This is a genomic window from Acinetobacter nosocomialis NIPH 2119, assembly GCF_000368085.1.
In the GTDB taxonomy this organism is placed as follows: Bacteria; Pseudomonadota; Gammaproteobacteria; order Pseudomonadales; family Moraxellaceae; genus Acinetobacter; species Acinetobacter nosocomialis.
Window position 1 is genome coordinate 3,157,903 of record NZ_KB849239.1, and the last position, 15,035, is coordinate 3,172,937.

18 protein-coding genes are annotated in these 15,035 nt (G+C 40.4%); 6 read left to right on the plus strand and 12 right to left on the minus strand.

Annotated features, from left to right (window positions below):
- Positions 1–30 precede the first annotated feature (30 nt).
- The 6 genes from F984_RS18575 to F984_RS18600 all read right to left on the minus strand — a co-directional run bounded on the left by F984_RS18575 (position 31) and on the right by F984_RS18600 (position 3,657).
- Entirely contained in the window at positions 31–276 is a 246-nt protein-coding gene (locus tag F984_RS18575; RefSeq protein ID WP_001287365.1) for a hypothetical protein, read from the minus strand.
- A 9-nt stretch (positions 277–285) separates the two neighbouring features.
- Positions 286–822, minus strand: coding sequence for a M23 family metallopeptidase (locus F984_RS18580; protein ID WP_004711329.1), 537 nt, complete (start codon positions 820–822; stop codon positions 286–288).
- Positions 823–869: 47 nt separating this feature from the next.
- Positions 870–1,898, minus strand: coding sequence for an A/G-specific adenine glycosylase (gene mutY / locus F984_RS18585; RefSeq protein ID WP_004711331.1), 1,029 nt, complete (start codon positions 1,896–1,898; stop codon positions 870–872).
- 142 nt (positions 1,899–2,040) lie between these two features.
- Positions 2,041–2,403, minus strand: a complete 363-nt coding sequence (locus tag F984_RS18590; RefSeq protein WP_002053765.1) for an HIT family protein — start codon at positions 2,401–2,403, stop codon at positions 2,041–2,043.
- A gap of 187 nt (positions 2,404–2,590) precedes the next feature.
- Positions 2,591–3,328: a dienelactone hydrolase family protein gene (locus tag F984_RS18595; RefSeq protein WP_002053958.1), complete on the minus strand. Its 738-nt coding sequence runs from the start codon at positions 3,326–3,328 to the stop codon at positions 2,591–2,593.
- A 170-nt stretch (positions 3,329–3,498) separates the two neighbouring features.
- Complete coding sequence (locus F984_RS18600) at positions 3,499–3,657, minus strand: DUF1328 domain-containing protein (RefSeq protein WP_002053759.1); 159 nt, start codon at positions 3,655–3,657, stop codon at positions 3,499–3,501.
- Positions 3,658–3,850: 193 nt separating this feature from the next.
- On the opposite strand from F984_RS18600, the gene F984_RS18605 reads away from it, so the two are divergent.
- The 3 genes from F984_RS18605 (at position 3,851) to F984_RS18615 (ending at position 6,962) form a co-directional block, all read left to right on the plus strand.
- Positions 3,851–4,309: a YcgN family cysteine cluster protein gene (locus F984_RS18605; RefSeq protein ID WP_004711336.1), complete on the plus strand. Its 459-nt coding sequence runs from the start codon at positions 3,851–3,853 to the stop codon at positions 4,307–4,309.
- Between the two features lie 109 nt (positions 4,310–4,418).
- Entirely contained in the window at positions 4,419–5,591 is a 1,173-nt protein-coding gene (locus F984_RS18610) for a PQQ-dependent sugar dehydrogenase (RefSeq protein ID WP_004711337.1), read from the plus strand.
- 105 nt (positions 5,592–5,696) lie between these two features.
- Positions 5,697–6,962: a replication-associated recombination protein A gene (locus tag F984_RS18615; protein WP_004711339.1), complete on the plus strand. Its 1,266-nt coding sequence runs from the start codon at positions 5,697–5,699 to the stop codon at positions 6,960–6,962.
- A 17-nt stretch (positions 6,963–6,979) separates the two neighbouring features.
- Here the strand turns inward: F984_RS18615 and F984_RS18620 are convergent, their stop codons facing one another.
- The 5 genes from F984_RS18620 to dapA form a co-directional block, all read right to left on the minus strand.
- Entirely contained in the window at positions 6,980–7,816 is an 837-nt protein-coding gene (locus F984_RS18620; RefSeq protein ID WP_004711340.1) for a formate/nitrite transporter family protein, read from the minus strand.
- A gap of 298 nt (positions 7,817–8,114) precedes the next feature.
- Positions 8,115–8,318, minus strand: coding sequence for a hypothetical protein (locus F984_RS18625; protein WP_002053827.1), 204 nt, complete (start codon positions 8,316–8,318; stop codon positions 8,115–8,117).
- Positions 8,319–8,511: 193 nt separating this feature from the next.
- Positions 8,512–9,231 (minus strand): phosphoribosylaminoimidazolesuccinocarboxamide synthase, encoded by a 720-nt coding sequence (purC, locus tag F984_RS18630; RefSeq protein WP_000917863.1) that lies wholly within the window; start codon positions 9,229–9,231, stop codon positions 8,512–8,514.
- A gap of 36 nt (positions 9,232–9,267) precedes the next feature.
- Entirely contained in the window at positions 9,268–9,867 is a 600-nt protein-coding gene (locus F984_RS18635; protein ID WP_002053789.1) for a hypothetical protein, read from the minus strand.
- 15 nt (positions 9,868–9,882) lie between these two features.
- The gene (dapA, locus tag F984_RS18640; protein WP_002054045.1) at positions 9,883–10,776 is read right to left on the minus strand and encodes a 4-hydroxy-tetrahydrodipicolinate synthase; all 894 of its coding nucleotides are present in this window, start codon (positions 10,774–10,776) and stop codon (positions 9,883–9,885) included.
- A gap of 329 nt (positions 10,777–11,105) precedes the next feature.
- Here dapA and pncA point away from each other — a divergent pair, with 329 nt between their 5' ends.
- The 3 genes from pncA (at position 11,106) to F984_RS18655 (ending at position 14,261) form a co-directional block, all read left to right on the plus strand.
- Positions 11,106–11,750 carry a bifunctional nicotinamidase/pyrazinamidase gene (gene pncA / locus F984_RS18645; protein WP_004711347.1) on the plus strand — a complete coding sequence of 215 codons (645 nt, stop codon included), beginning with the start codon at positions 11,106–11,108 and terminating at the stop codon, positions 11,748–11,750.
- 54 nt (positions 11,751–11,804) lie between these two features.
- On the plus strand, positions 11,805–12,743 hold the full coding sequence (locus F984_RS18650; protein WP_004711350.1) for a bile acid:sodium symporter family protein: 939 nt from the start codon (positions 11,805–11,807) through the stop codon (positions 12,741–12,743).
- Between the two features lie 174 nt (positions 12,744–12,917).
- Entirely contained in the window at positions 12,918–14,261 is a 1,344-nt protein-coding gene (locus tag F984_RS18655; RefSeq protein WP_004711352.1) for an MATE family efflux transporter, read from the plus strand.
- 20 nt (positions 14,262–14,281) lie between these two features.
- Here F984_RS18655 and F984_RS18660 read toward each other — a convergent pair whose 3' ends face one another.
- Positions 14,282–14,752: a 2-thiouracil desulfurase family protein gene (locus tag F984_RS18660; RefSeq protein WP_004711354.1), complete on the minus strand. Its 471-nt coding sequence runs from the start codon at positions 14,750–14,752 to the stop codon at positions 14,282–14,284.
- Positions 14,753–15,035: the final 283 nt, after the last annotated feature.

Here is a 15,035-nt window from a genome sequence, read left to right on the forward strand (position 1 = left end):
GATGATGCTCCTTATATTTATCTTGGTGTTTTAGAGTTTGAATGGTACCCATTCATTTGGGCGAGTATCCCAATAATATAGTTCGGCTTGGGTTAAGTCTTCAAACTTTAGCCAAAAATCTTTGCCGACTTTATCTGAAAAACCGGTACTGATCAGTAGGGCATCATCGCTGATTTCCATGATCCAGCCTTGATAGCTATTGCCATTTAGAATGATCTTTTGCTGGTTGCCAGACTCGGCAAACTCTACTAAGCGATTGATCAGCGCTTCCGACATAAAATGTTCCTAGCGTAAATATGAATAAGGATTAACAGCACCACGACCTTTACCATCTAAGTAAAGACCATAATGAAGATGAGGTGAAGTATAACGTGCATTTCCCGTATTGCCGACATAGCCAATCAGATCGCCTTTTTTGACATAGTCACCCACGTTTAAGCCACGTTTATGCCCATCAAGATGAGCATAATAATGCCATGTTCCTGCCGGGCCTAAAATCCAGATGACTTTGCCACCGAGGTTATTATTACGAAGATCAGCCACTAGCCCTTCGGTTGTACTGTACACTTTGGTTCCACGTGGAGCCAAAATATCAATTCCTTCGTGGCTACGACCCTGACTCCGAGCAGCGCCCCATGTGTCTTTTAACTCATCTCGATCGACTCCTTTTACCGGAACGGGAAGTCGACTTGGAAGCTGCATACTCTTGAGTTTGCTGACTTGAGTTGGTGAAAGCGGAGCAGGCTTTTTAGGTGCACTGGCACAGGCTGCTAAGAGAATAATGAGAAAACCAAGTGAGAGATGGGAAACTAAACGTCGCACAAAATACTCCCTGTCATAGCCATATCAAAATTATTTTGCCCACTATGTCATGAACGGCTTGTCGAGATCAATTTTTTCATAGCGGTTGGAACACCTTTAGCGACAGCTTGTTCCGGACTTAGCCATTGGCCTTCAAGTTCAATCGCCAGATGTTCTTTTTGATCAGGTTCCACGTGGAACACATGAGCATTAAGTAACCATGTGAAGTGGGTAAAGCTATGACTAATCTGAAAGGTTTGTGCTTGAGGTTGTAGTTTAAATTGCTGGCTTAGGCTCAGACGCTCATTTTCTAAAATAGGTAAACAAAATAAACCGCCCCATAGTCCATGAGCTTGGCGTTGCTGCCAGAACCATTCATCTTCGCACTGAATAATAAGAACATCTGCCGTTTTAACAGGCGGTGTTTTTTTCGGTTTTTTAAAAGGTAATTCTTGTTCTAAACCTTGCTGATAAGCCTGACAATGAGATTGCATTGGGCAATATAAACAAAGAGGCTTTTTAGGTGTACAGATGGTTGCACCCAAGTCCATAATCGCTTGAGTGTAGTCATGGTTGCGTTGGGTTGGGCATAGCTCTTCAGCGAGTTTCCACATTTCACGTTCGTGTTGTGGCTTGCTTAAGTCATCCTCAATGGCAAAGAAACGAGCTAAAACGCGCTTCACGTTGCCGTCCATAATTACGCCGTACTGACGTAAACCTAAAGACATAAGCGCGCCTGCGGTCGAGCGACCAATGCCAGGTAGCGCAATCCATTCTTCTAAGGTTTCTGGAAATTTACCTTGCTGTGCTACAAGGCCAGCAGCTTTATGCAAATTGCGTGCACGAGCGTAATAGCCAAGACCTGCCCAATAAGGGGCTACTTCATCCCAAGTTGCATGGCCTAAAGCTTCTACAGTTGGGAAGCGCTCCATAAAACGGTCAAAATATTGAAGAACTGTTTTTACCTGAGTTTGCTGTAACATAATTTCAGAAACCCAGACTTTGTATGGATCATCTGCGACTTGCCAAGGCAAATCATGACGACCATGTTGATCGAACCAGTTTAAGAGGGCATCAGAAAAAGAAAATTCAGGCATGAACAGCTATAGAAGAAAAGTAAGGGTTAAATTATAGCTGAAATTTGGGTTAAGTTTTGTTTAAAGCAAGCAATCAGAACGAGCCTGTTAAAACAGAGACTACTTTAAAACGAGTAGTCTCTGCTTCAAGCATAAAAAAGGATTAATCCTCTTTTACGCCCCAACGTTGATCAAGTTTCAACGGTTGGTTTTTATAGTAAGGAATGACATGAATATGGAAATGGTCAGAAGTTTGTCCAAACACTTCACCATCATTAAAGCCAATATGGAAACCAGCTGGTTGATGACGAAGCTGTGTTTCATGACGGGCAATTTCAAGAAGTGTCAGTAAGCTTTCATGCTCTTTAGAGGTAATGTCAAAAAACGAACTTACATGGCGCAGTGGAGTCACTACACAGTGGCCTTTAGACAACGGATTTGGGTCAGGTAAAATTACAGCAAATTCATTCTTATCAATGATGTCATATTCATCAAAATTGCAATACGGACATTTCTTGTCAGTCATTGTTGTATCCTCTCATGTTATTCCATTAAACCCCGAGTGCGGGAAATAAGACTAGGCTTTGCTCTAGCTCAACGGGAGTATAGTTATTGAAGTATGGTTTAAAAAATACAGGAAAAATATTGCAAAGTCATAAAGATTTAAGGGAGCAAATGCGAAAAAAGAACCATTTGCTCCAAATTTGCTTCTTTTATTTTAAAGTACGTTCTAATAAAGCGTACATTTTAGCAAGGCCTTGTTTTTCCGCTTCGCTGTTGTAGCCAAGATCTACGCCGTTCGCTTTAGCTCTTTCATCTGCAAGCGGGTTACTAAAGCCATGTTTAGCATCTTTTAAAACCACTACCTCATGTTTAACCTCAGCAGCTTGCATCTCTTTTTCAAAATTAGCAACATCTTCTAAGGTGACCATGCTGTCTAGTTCACCATGTAGAACCAAAACTTCACCTTGAATGTTGCCTTTTTGAGCAGGTGCCTTAGGAGTTAATGTACCATGGAATGTCGCTGTTGCTTTGAGGGGAGCACCTGAGCGAGCTAAATCGAGTACCACTTTGCCGCCATAGCAAAAACCTACTGCTGCAAGTTTTTCACTATTTACTTCTGGTTGAGCAGCCAAAGTTTGAAGCCCAGCACTAGCACGATCAGTCACTGTGTCTAACTCTTCAAATGTCTGCATCATCCATTCGTAAGCTTGAGCAGCAGTCGTCGTCACTTTTTTATCGCCATACATATCAATTGCAAGTGCAGCATAGCCGTGTTCAGCAAGTTCACGCGCACGTTGTTCAGTGTATTCGTTACGTCCCCACCACTCAGGACCAATAATGACACCGGGTACAGGGGTCTCACTTTCTGGAGCTGCAAAGTAACCAATTAAATGGCTGCCATCTGGTGCAGTGTATTGAATTTCACGGGTTTTAATTGCTGTACTCATGACATTAATCCTGAAATTTAACTTGGTTTAAATACACTTGATTAAAGCATAAAAAATAAAAGCTATATAAATAACTATGTAAAAATCTACATCAAAAGAAAAACATAGAAACATTTGGGCAATAAAAAAGAAGGAACAGGTTCCTTCTTTTTTATATGGTCATAATTAAATTAGGTTCGGCCTCGCGAAATAAAACCAATAACAGCGAGAATTACAGCCACAACTAATAAAATCACGGCAAAGTCTTTAGATAACCCTGCAACACCACCAAACCCTAATAGACTGGCAATGAGTGCAATCACTGCAAAAATTATTGCCCAACGGAACATATGCTGTCCTCCTTATTTTTCATTGTGTTTTTACTATATAGCGTGTTTTTTACACGGAATGTGTCGTTTATGTGGTTGAAATGTATATTAAACAATCATTTTGTGATGCTAAAAATACGGTTTCTTTCCTTAAGCAGAGATTACTTCAATGCTATAATCTGAGTTTGCTTTATGTATATAGCTGTTAAAACCTATGTCTACCGAGACCTCACTTCGTCCATTGTTTTGGAAAAATTATACGCTTGAGCAGCTTACACCGCCTGAGTGGGAAGCTTTGTGTGATGGGTGTGGTTTATGTTGTCTGGTCAAGCTAGAAGATGAAGATACCCATGAAGTAGCTTACACCAAGGTAGCGTGTAAATTGCTTGATTGTTCTACCGGACGTTGTTCAGACTATTCAAATCGTCAGCAGCAAGTTCCTGACTGTTTACAGTTGACGCCGGAAAGCTTAAAAACCATACACTGGTTACCATCGAGCTGTGCCTATAAACGGTTGAATGAAGGCAAGAATTTACCTTCTTGGCACTATTTAAATACGGGTACGAGACAAAGCGTGGTTAAGGCGAAAAAGTCTGTTGCAGGACGATGTATTCCTGAAACTGATGTACATGAAGATGACTTAGAAGATTATGTGGTGCGTTGGGTGCGTTAATACGCTCCCGATGGGCATTTTTAATTACAGCGTATAATAAAGTAACATTTTTATCGTAAATTTTTTAACTATCTCCGTTATATAAAAAATAAAAGAGAAGGAGATAAAAATGATGAAACGACTAGCAGCCCCCTTATTATGTAGTAGCTTTTTCTTGTTAATGGCTTGTGGTTCTAACAATACTAATTCAAAAAGTCCTGAACAAAATACAACTGCAAAAACAGACCAGACCAGTATTGCCAAACAAGTTTATCAGGTCGAGGCAGTCGCACATTTTAATGAGCCTTGGGCAATTACCACTTTGCCGGACCAACGTTTATTAGTCACTGAACGGCAAGGTAAATTAAAAATTTTTAATCCCCAAAATAAACAAGTACAAGATGTTCAAGGTGTTCCAGTGGTGAACTATGGTGGCCAAGGTGGTTTAGGAGATGTCGCTTTGCATCCAGATTTTGCCAAAAATCACTGGATATATCTCAGTTATGCGGCCAAAGGGCAGGGTGGATCTGGTGCGGTGATTTCACGTGCAAAATTAGATTTATCTAACCCTAATCAGCCAAAACTTAACCATATAAAACAGATTTGGCAGCAAGTACCTAAAGTTTCAGGACAGGGCCATTATGGGCATCGTATGCTTTTTGGCGCAGATGGAAAGCTTTGGGTCAGTTCAGGTGAGCGCCAAAAGTTTGACCCTGCCCAAGACATGAAAAGTAATTTGGGTAAAATTCTACGTTTAAATGATGACGGTTCAGCAGCTGTAGGTAACCCTTTTTATAAGCAAGGCGGTGTTACTGCTGAAATATGGTCACTTGGACACCGTAATCCCTTAGGCATGGCCTTTGACCGCCAAGGACAGCTATGGGTGGTTGAGATGGGGCCTAAAGGTGGTGATGAGCTTAATATCATCGTTAAAGGCGAAAACTATGGGTATCCGGTTGTTTCAAATGGCGACCATTATTCAGGTCAGCCTATTCCAGATCATAACACTCGCCCAGAGTTTAAAGCACCCGAGATAGACTGGACTCCTGTAATCTCACCGTCGAGCTTAATTATTTATCGCGGGCAACAATTTCCGGCATGGCAAAATAAAGCCTTAATTGGTGGGTTGTCTTCACAAGCCATTGTAGTTGTAGATTTAGAGCATAAGCCCGTAAAAGAAGTGCAAAGATTAGAGATGAAGCAACGTATTCGTGGGTTACATGAAGCACAAGACGGTTCAATTTGGATAATTGAAGATGGCCCCAATGCTCGCTTACTCAAGCTGAGTAAGAAACTCTCTTAAGGCCTTGAGTTAGCCTATAAATAAAGGATGGGTCTCATAGATTCAAATTGTAGATTTCTGTGAGACACAATAGACTATAGTGAAAAGACGATAAAGCTATTTGAGATGTCAGACACCCATATTCCACTTCCTGAACGCCTGCGCCCGAGAGACTTGTCTGAAATTATTGGGCAAGATCATTTGTTAGGTGAACATGCACCCTTACGTCAAATGATTGATCAGGGACATTTGCCTTCTATTATTTTTTGGGGGCCTCCAGGCGTCGGTAAAACGACAATTGCTTTGCTTTTGGCTCAGGCGATAGATCGTCCATTTGTAAGCTTATCTGCGCTGAATACGGGCGTAAAAGAATTACGTGAAGTGATTGCAGAAAGTGGTGATTTACTAACACCTGTAGTTTTTATTGACGAAATCCATCGCTTTAATAAATCACAGCAAGATGCATTATTAGGTGCCGTAGAAAAAGGTAAAATCACCTTAATAGGTGCGACCACTGAAAACCCGTCTTTTGAAGTCAATAGTGCGCTTTTATCGCGCTGTCAGGTTTATACTTTAAACAGTTTAGACAGTGAAGCAATTCAGACCTTACTCAACAACGCACTTCAAGCAGATAAATTCTTAAAAGAACGCTATATTCACATTGAAGAGTACGATGCTCTTTTACAGTTTGCGGCAGGTGATGCCCGTAAAGCACTTAATTTACTAGACTTAATTGCAAGTACATTTGAGCCAGAAGTTGAAAATACCATTACCAATGCAGTGGTTGTAAAAGTCGCTCAGCAAAATATTGCGCGTTATGACAAATCGGGTGAACAGCATTACGACCTCGTTTCTGCTTTTATTAAATCGATTCGTGGTAGTGATCCAGATGCTGCTCTGTACTGGATGGCTCGTATGCTTAAAGGCGGGGAAGATCCGGTTTTTATTGCAAGACGTATGTTGATTGCTGCCTCAGAAGATATTGGGAACTCGAATCCAAATGCACTATTGCTTGCAGGTGAATGTTTCCGTTCTGTACAGGCGGTGGGTATGCCTGAGGCGCGAATTATTTTGGGTCAAACTGCGGTTTACCTAGCAACCAGCGCAAAAAGTAATAGTACTTACCTCGCGATTAATAAGGCCTTAGAACTTGCTGAGAAAACGGCAAATTTACCAGTGCCTTTACACTTGAGAAATGCACCGACCAAACTGATGAAACAGCAAGGTTATGGAATTAATTATCTCTATCCTCATGACTACCCAGAGCACTTTGTGCTGCAAGACTACTTACCACCTGAGTTGAAGGGAACTAAACTTTATGAGTCGGCGAGAAACAAGCGTGAAGTTGAAGGTGAGCGCCTCCAGCAACGCCGATGGCAGCAGGAGCAATAGTTCTCTATTGCTTCTTGCTATTCCAATTCTTCAGTGACCTGACCGTAAATCAGTAGGGTAAACACACCTGTACCACCAATAATGTTTCCAATGGTAGTTGGAATTAGAAAATTAAATAGATATTCGCCAATAGAAGCCTCTCCTTGCCAGACCAGATAGGACATTTCGGTAGAACCAACCACAACGTGGGTAAAGTCGCCTAGTCCTATCAGATAAGTCATGAAAAAGATGACTAGGAATTTATTGCTGACCGAAGGCAGCATCCACACCAATGCGGCAATTAAAAGTCCCGACATAACCCCTTTAAGCAGGTTCTGGATTGCAGAAAAAGATGCAACATGATGCGCCAGCTCATCTAGTGCTTTATCAATGTCTGGAGTAAACAGGTCTGTGGTCAGGAAAAATAAACTCGCCAAAGCTGTACCAATGATATTGCATAGAATCACAATTCCCCATAAACGCCCCACAGCTCGTAATTTGTCCAAACTAAAAGGCTTAAATAAGGGCACAACTGTAGTAATGGTATTTTCGGTAAAAAGTTGCATGTGGCCCAAAATAGCAATCAGGAACCCAATGGTATAACCAAAATTGGTGATTAAATCGGTCCAGATGGCATCAGTTGGGATATAAGAAGCAATAATCGCTTTAAATACAAATGAGAAGCTAATGACCAAACCAGCAGCAATTCCTGAAAAGATCAGTGCAGCTGTTGGGCGATCCAGTTCTTCCGCACCATCACGGCGGATAATTTCATAGACTAAACGGGGGGACAGTTTCTCGTGTTCTTCTACTGCCATTTTTTCACGCCAGCTTAAGGTTTGCTCGACCTTTTTTTCCTCTATTTCATGATCCATCAGATTTGCTCCTCACTGAATAAATATTTTTTACTTATTATTTTTATTCATTGTTAAGGCAGCATTCGGGATAAATCCAGTTTATTCCTACCAGCTTTATGTGTCTTTTTATAAATTGAAGAGTACGGCAGTAAGCAAAATAATATACGGATGAACGTAATTAACCAGATAAGACCATTAAGTATAAAAAGAGATTAAGAGTATCGTATGGCAAGACTATTTACCGCCTGAGTGAAAGGCGAGCGATCTCTATAAACTAGTTAGGTTTGAGATTGAGCGCTTACAGCAACGCAGAGAATTAAAGTAATGTATATGTTCTCAATGTACGTATAAGTTTCATATAGTCACCTTGAGAAGCTTCAGAAATAACCGTTTCTACTTCAGCTTGGCTCCAACCTTGTTTCAAAGCAGAGTCGCTAAAATTAGATAAAATCACTAATGGGTTTTCACCAAAATGTATCGAGTGATTCATTAATTTCTTTTCAGGCTTAAATAGTTTCATTGGATTCACCATACTTTAAATTTAATTATTGTGATGCAATTAATGTTTTTTTAGATTTTAGTGCTTTGTTTTTAGATTGTGCAAGTCATAATTTAATTAAATATACAAATCTGTCTACTTTCCTTAAATTCTTGGGTGCTGGAAATAAAAAAACCGAGCTGAAATGCCCGGTTTTTTTAATGAAGCTGACGAATTAGATGTCAGATAAATCTACGCCTAAACGAGCAGCAACTTCTTCATAAGCTTCAACAACACCGCCTAAACCTTGACGGAAACGGTCTTTGTCGAGTTTCTTCTTAGTGTCTTTATCCCATAAACGGCAACCGTCTGGAGAGAATTCATCACCAAGTACGATACGGTCATGGAAAACACCAAATTCAAGTTTGAAGTCCACCAAAATCATGTTGCCTTCAGCAAATAATGCTTTTAATACATCATTTACTTTATAAGTTAACACTTTCATTTGTTCTAACTGTTCAGCAGTCGCCCAACCTAAAGCAATCGCTTGAGATTCGTTAACCATTGGATCGCCTAGGCCATCATCTTTGTAGAACAATTCAAATGTAGGAGGAGTAAGCTCTTTACCTTCTTCTACACCTAAACGACGGCATAAAGAACCAGCTGCGTAGTTACGGATTACACATTCAACAGGAATCATTTGAAGTTTTTTAACAAGAACTTCAGTTGGAGAAAGCAATTTTTCAAAATGCGTTTCGATACCTGCTTCAGCAAGCTTTTCCATGATGAAGGCGTTAAAACGGTTGTTCACCTTGCCTTTACGATCTAGTTGTTCGATTTTTTCGCCATTGAACGCAGAGGCATCATCACGAAAGACTAAAATCAGATGGTCGGCATTGTCTGTTTCATATACAGATTTTGCTTTACCAGTATAGAGCAAGGTTTGTTTTAACATGAGGGAACCTTTTAAAAAAAAATGCCTAGTAAACGACTAGGCTGGCCAATTTTGGTAAATCTGGTTTAACACTTCCGCAGCAACATCAGGGCTTGCAAAAGTGTTGTCTGGATTAAAGAGAGCAAGGCTATGACTAGAGCCAACACCAGTCAGTTTAAGCACATAAGTTTTGTCATTTACTTTAATCGTCGCTTGATTACTGCCTTGAGCGATAACATTGTAATTTAACGTGCTCAAGGTTGCTTTGGTGTATTGCCAAATCTCGGCAGTACTTCCATCAATTTTTAACAGTGGATTCTTATTACCATCTGTTACAAGTTGAGGGCGACTAAGCGCGCTACCTGATTGAGCAGATGTGTCTGCTGTATCAGCTTGGGTTTGTTCAGGACGTGGCAATGCAAAACGGTTGCCACGCTTGTTTTCAAACTTCGGCGCATGATCGATAGCGAGCTGGTCTACTGTTGGTGCAGGATACAAAGGAGTCGCTGGTCGTACAGTTGCATCGGCAGGGTACTCAAGCGGGGCGAGTTGCTTTGCTTTTTTATAATCTAAAGAGTGATTATTGAGTGCGAAGCGACCACAGCCAGCTAAACTTAAGGCTGAAACTGCAAGGACTAAACCAAGACGTAATTGCATCATAAATTGCTCTTATTAAATAATTCCCGCATCTTTTAGGGCATTGCGGAGAGGTTCGCGATATTGCTCAGCGAGAGGAGTGAGTGGTAAACGAATACCAGTATCAATCAGTCCCATCTCATGTAGTGCCCATTTCACAGGAATTGGGTTTGATTCGCAAAATAGAATATTGTGTAAATTTGCAATCTTATTGTTAAGCGTCTTCGCTTGTGGCTCATCTTTAGCAATTGCAACCGCGCATACTTCGCTCATTGCCTTAGGTGCAATATTTGCAGTAACCGAGATATTACCGTCTGCGCCAAGAAGCATAAGTTCCCATGCAGTTTCATCGTCACCTGAGTAAACAGCCATTTTGCCGTTTAAAGCTTCAATTAAGGCTTTACCACGAGGTACGTCACCTGTAGCGTCTTTAATACCCACAATGTTAGGAATCTCTGCTAAACGTACTGCTGTATCGTTTGACAAGTCTACGCCTGTACGACCAGGTACGTTATAGAGAATAAGAGGTAATTCAACAGCTTCAGCAACTGCCTTGTAGTGCTGGTAAAGGCCTTCTTGGGTTGGTTTGTTATAGTATGGCGTTACAAGTAAAGCTGCATCAGCACCGAGGTCTTTAGCAGCTTTAGTTAATTCGATTGCTTCACGGGTTGAGTTTGCACCAGTACCGGCAATAATTGGAATACGTTTATTGGCTACACGAATAATTTCTTTAATAACCTGTGTGTGCTCTTCCATGCTCAATGTTGAGGCTTCGCCGGTTGTACCGACGGCTACAATACTGTTTGTACCTTGTTCTATGTGCCACTCAACCAGCTTCTCAAGACCCTTCCAATCTACACCGCCATCTTTCAACATGGGAGTGACAATTGCGACGATTGAGCCTTGAATGGTCTGTGCTTGCTGAGTCATTTTAAAAAATATCCTATTTATCCATCCGAATCTGAGGTAAGAAAAACAAAATGTGGGATGGTTGCAGTATTTTGATTGTCCAGTTCTAACAATAACAGATTGTTGAATGACAATTATGCAAATTATGACTGATCAGACGCATAAGAACAATATGCTTAACTGATAAACCCTATGTAAACTTGAGCGAAACATAGAATGCCAATTTGATCATTTCAAATAAAAGACAGTAAAGATGACAATATGGTGCAATTCTTCCAGTTTCTACTTAACACTGTCTTTTTTATGGCAAGATAAAATGCATATTTCTCCCGAATGGGACTTAAGATGGCATGAAAATGAATAAACAACCACAAAATGCGGCTTTAGTCGTAGTTGATGTACAAAATGGTTTTACGCCAGGTGGGAACTTAGCAGTTGCCGACGCCGATACAATTATTCCAACTATTAACCAATTGGCGGGTTGTTTTGAAAATGTAATTCTTACACAAGACTGGCATCCAGATAATCATATTTCTTTTGCAGCTAACCACTCGGGTAAGCAGCCATTTGAAACTATTGAACTTGACTATGGACCACAAGTGCTTTGGCCTAAGCATTGTGTACAAGGCACGTATGATGCCGAGTTTCATCCGGATTTAAATATCCCGTCAGCTCAACTGATTATCCGAAAAGGTTTTCATGCTTATATTGATAGTTACTCGGCTTTTATGGAAGCTGACCACTCAACAATGACGGGTTTAACGGGTTACTTAAAAGAGCGCAGCATTGATACGGTTTATGTGGTTGGTATAGCTACGGACTTTTGTGTCGCATGGACTGCTTTAGATGCGGTTAAGCAAGGCTTTAAAACTTTAGTGATTGAAGATGCCTGTAAAGGCATTAATCTCAATGGCTCTTTAGAGCAGGCATGGCAAGCCATGCAGCAGCAAGGCGTTGTCCGTATTCAATCAACTGATTTGTTGAGTGAATGCTAGAGATAGTGCCCATGTTGTTTGGGCTTTAATTGCAATTTGATATGGATGAACAGCATGTCTGCATTATTACGTTTTACTCACTTTGTTCAGAAAACGTTTGCTTTATGGGTCATCGTTTTTGCGGCATTGGCACTCTGGCAACCTGAGTTTTTTGTCTGGCTTAAAGCTTATATTCCATGGATCTTGGGCATTATTATGCTCGGCATGGGAATGACCATGACCGTTGATGACTTTAAAGGGGTATTACAAAGCCCTAAAGCGGTGTTAATTGGGGTAGTAGCACAGTTTGTGGTGATGCCCGGTTTGGCATTTGTTCTGTGTAAATTATTTAATTTGCCTTCTGAAATTGCAGTCGGCGTTATTTTGGTAGGTTGTTGCCCAGGGGGAACAGCTTCAAACGTCATTACCTATATGGCCAAAGGCAATGTGGCTTTATCGGTCGCTTGTACATCGGTATCAACACTCTTGGCTCCTGTGCTAACTCCTGCAATTTTCTACCTGCTTGCCAGTCAATGGTTAAAGATTGATGCAGCTTCGATGTTTATTTCAATTTTGCAGGTGGTGCTACTGCCCATTGTGATTGGTCTGATTTTGCGAACTTGGTTTAAACGTCAGGTCGAATCGTATATTCAAGTCATGCCTTTAGTTTCAGTGATTGCAATTGTTGCGATTGTGGCAGCCATTATTGGCGGCAGTAAAGCAGCTATTTTTCAATCGGGTTTGCTCATTTTGGCGGTAGTGATATTGCATAATGGGTTTGGTTATTTATTAGGTTTTACCGCAGCTCGTTTCTTTAAATTGCCTTATGCAGACAGTAAAGCAATTGCGGTAGAAGTCGGTATGCAAAACTCAGGTTTAGGTGTGGCACTTGCAGCAGTACATTTTGCTGCTTCTCCGATTACAGCAGTACCGAGTGCTATTTTCAGTCTTTGGCATAATATTTCGGGCCCGGCGCTTGCAACTTATTGGGCAAGTAAACACAAACAGGAATAACTGTATACAACACACATTAAAAAAAGGCCAAACGAATAGTTTGGCTTTTTTATTTAAAGAACATTTTAGGGAGAGCTGAATTTAGAACTGGTATGTCTTTTGCTTTGAATTGATGCATTAAAAATAACGTGAATATCAACATAAATCGCAAAGAAAAAGATAAGGCTTTTTTTGATGAACCAGATTTTTAAATTATTTATACCCATGCTTTCTAGCAATTTAATTGTAGTTTTAAGTGGATTGGTTGATATTGCGTATGTAGGGCATTTTAGCAATGATCATGTCGCCGCATTATCGGTAACCTTATCTTTATATACAGTGATTTATGTCATTGGGATGGGGATTCTGCAAGGTGTGATACTCAAGCTTTCAGAAGCATATGGTTGCCATGATTTACCGCGTATACGTCAGATTTTTATTCAAGGCATTTGGCTAATGTTATGTTCGGCATTAATCAGTATTGGCCTGCTTTACGTATTCCGTGATTTACCAAAATTATTTGGTGCATCTGAACATGTCGTTTCAATTACTAAAAACTGTATTTGGGCTTTGGTATTTATTTTACCTGCGCATTTACTGATGCGTTTATTTACAGCTTTGTCTCAGGTCACTGAAAATGCACACAAGGTTTTATTATCAGATAGTCTTTTCTTCATTCTTAAAATTATTTTGTCCTATCTTTTGATTTATGGTGTTGCTTCATTTTCAATTCCGCCACTCGGTGCGATAGGAGCTTTATTAGCCACTATTATTGTTCGGTGGTGTATGTTGGCTGTTTATTACCTGTTTTTCTTGGAGAAAGGATACATCTTTATTGAACATCCAGAGCGGTCAGTTGAAGATAGCCGACAAAGTCTGCGTATGATTTTAAAAATAGGGATACCTACCGCGATCATGGCGTTGATGGATGTTGTTGCATTTTGTTCTGTTGCTATTTTAATTTTGCCTTTCGGGAGTGTGGTGTCTGCAGCCCATCAAATTGTCGCGAGTACGGGCGGCTTCATGTTTATTTTTCCTTCCTCAATTGCCTCGGCTTATAGCATTTTGGTGTCGAGGTCTATGGGCAGCGGGAACATGGACGAAGCAAACAAAATTGCCAGACAAAGTATATGGGTAATTATGGCAGTGAGTGGCAGTCTGTCCCTGTGTTTATGGTTGGAGCGGGACTTAATTGTCACGTTCTATTCAGATGATTTGGCTGTACAGATTTTGGCAGCATCACTGCTGTTGATTGTCTGCATGTCTCATTTTCTAGATGGCTTAATGTCTTTACTAACCTCTTTGCTGCGTTGTTGGGATGTGTCGATTTTACCCATGCTGATTTTTTTAGTCGTGGTGCTATGTTTCGGATTGGGTGGTGGTTGGTGGATGGCTTATAAAGGGCTGCACTGGGGAAGTCACTCGATTTCTGCTATGGGAATTTATGGTTTTTGGAGTATGGCAGTCATAAGCTATTTAGTAGCTTGTGTATTGAGTGCTTTCTGTTTCCGTTTTAGAAAGCAATTAAGAGGTTTTTGATTAGGTAAATCAACACAACCTTAAAGAGGATGTGTTGCTAACCATTCTTCAATCTCATTTTCAGAAATTACTTCAAAGCCATGGCGCTGTAACAGTGCTGTGGTAATCCCTACACCTGTAATTCTCTCACCTTGAAAAGTACCGTTATAAATTTTTTGGCTACCGCAAGACGGACTATTTTCTTTTAAAACCACGCAAGTTGCTTGTATTTGCCGTGCAATTTCTAAAGTACGGTAGGCGCCTTTTAAATATAGCTCAGTTACATCTAAACTAGATGAATCCGCGATTTTTGCCTTGCCATCAAGTACATCTTGACCTGTTCCTCCCACAATTTCTGCGGGTAGACGAGGGGTGCTAAATCCACCTAATAACTCTGGGCAAAGTGCATGGGCTTTTTTATTTAAAAATAACTGCTGAAGCGTAGTGTGCAAGCAAGAGCGCCCATCGTAGCGTACAGGCTCCCCAATTAAACAGGCACTGATTAAAAGCATGGGTTTTCCGTCATTAGAACTTTAAAAGCCATGTGAGTGTACCCAATGATTTATAAAATATGAAATCTAAAACAAGTACAAACAAATGGCGTAATTTGATTAATAAATTACACAATTCATAATTAAATTATGTATTGCATAATTTAATTGTTTTTAGTAGCATCTGTTTTAAGGTAAATGGCCATTGGAGGACCAACAAGGATGTTGGCCTCCATAAATCTAGGAATGACTTTAGGAAAAGACGATTTTTAAAGGATTATTGAAAAATCTCAATCGTACTTTT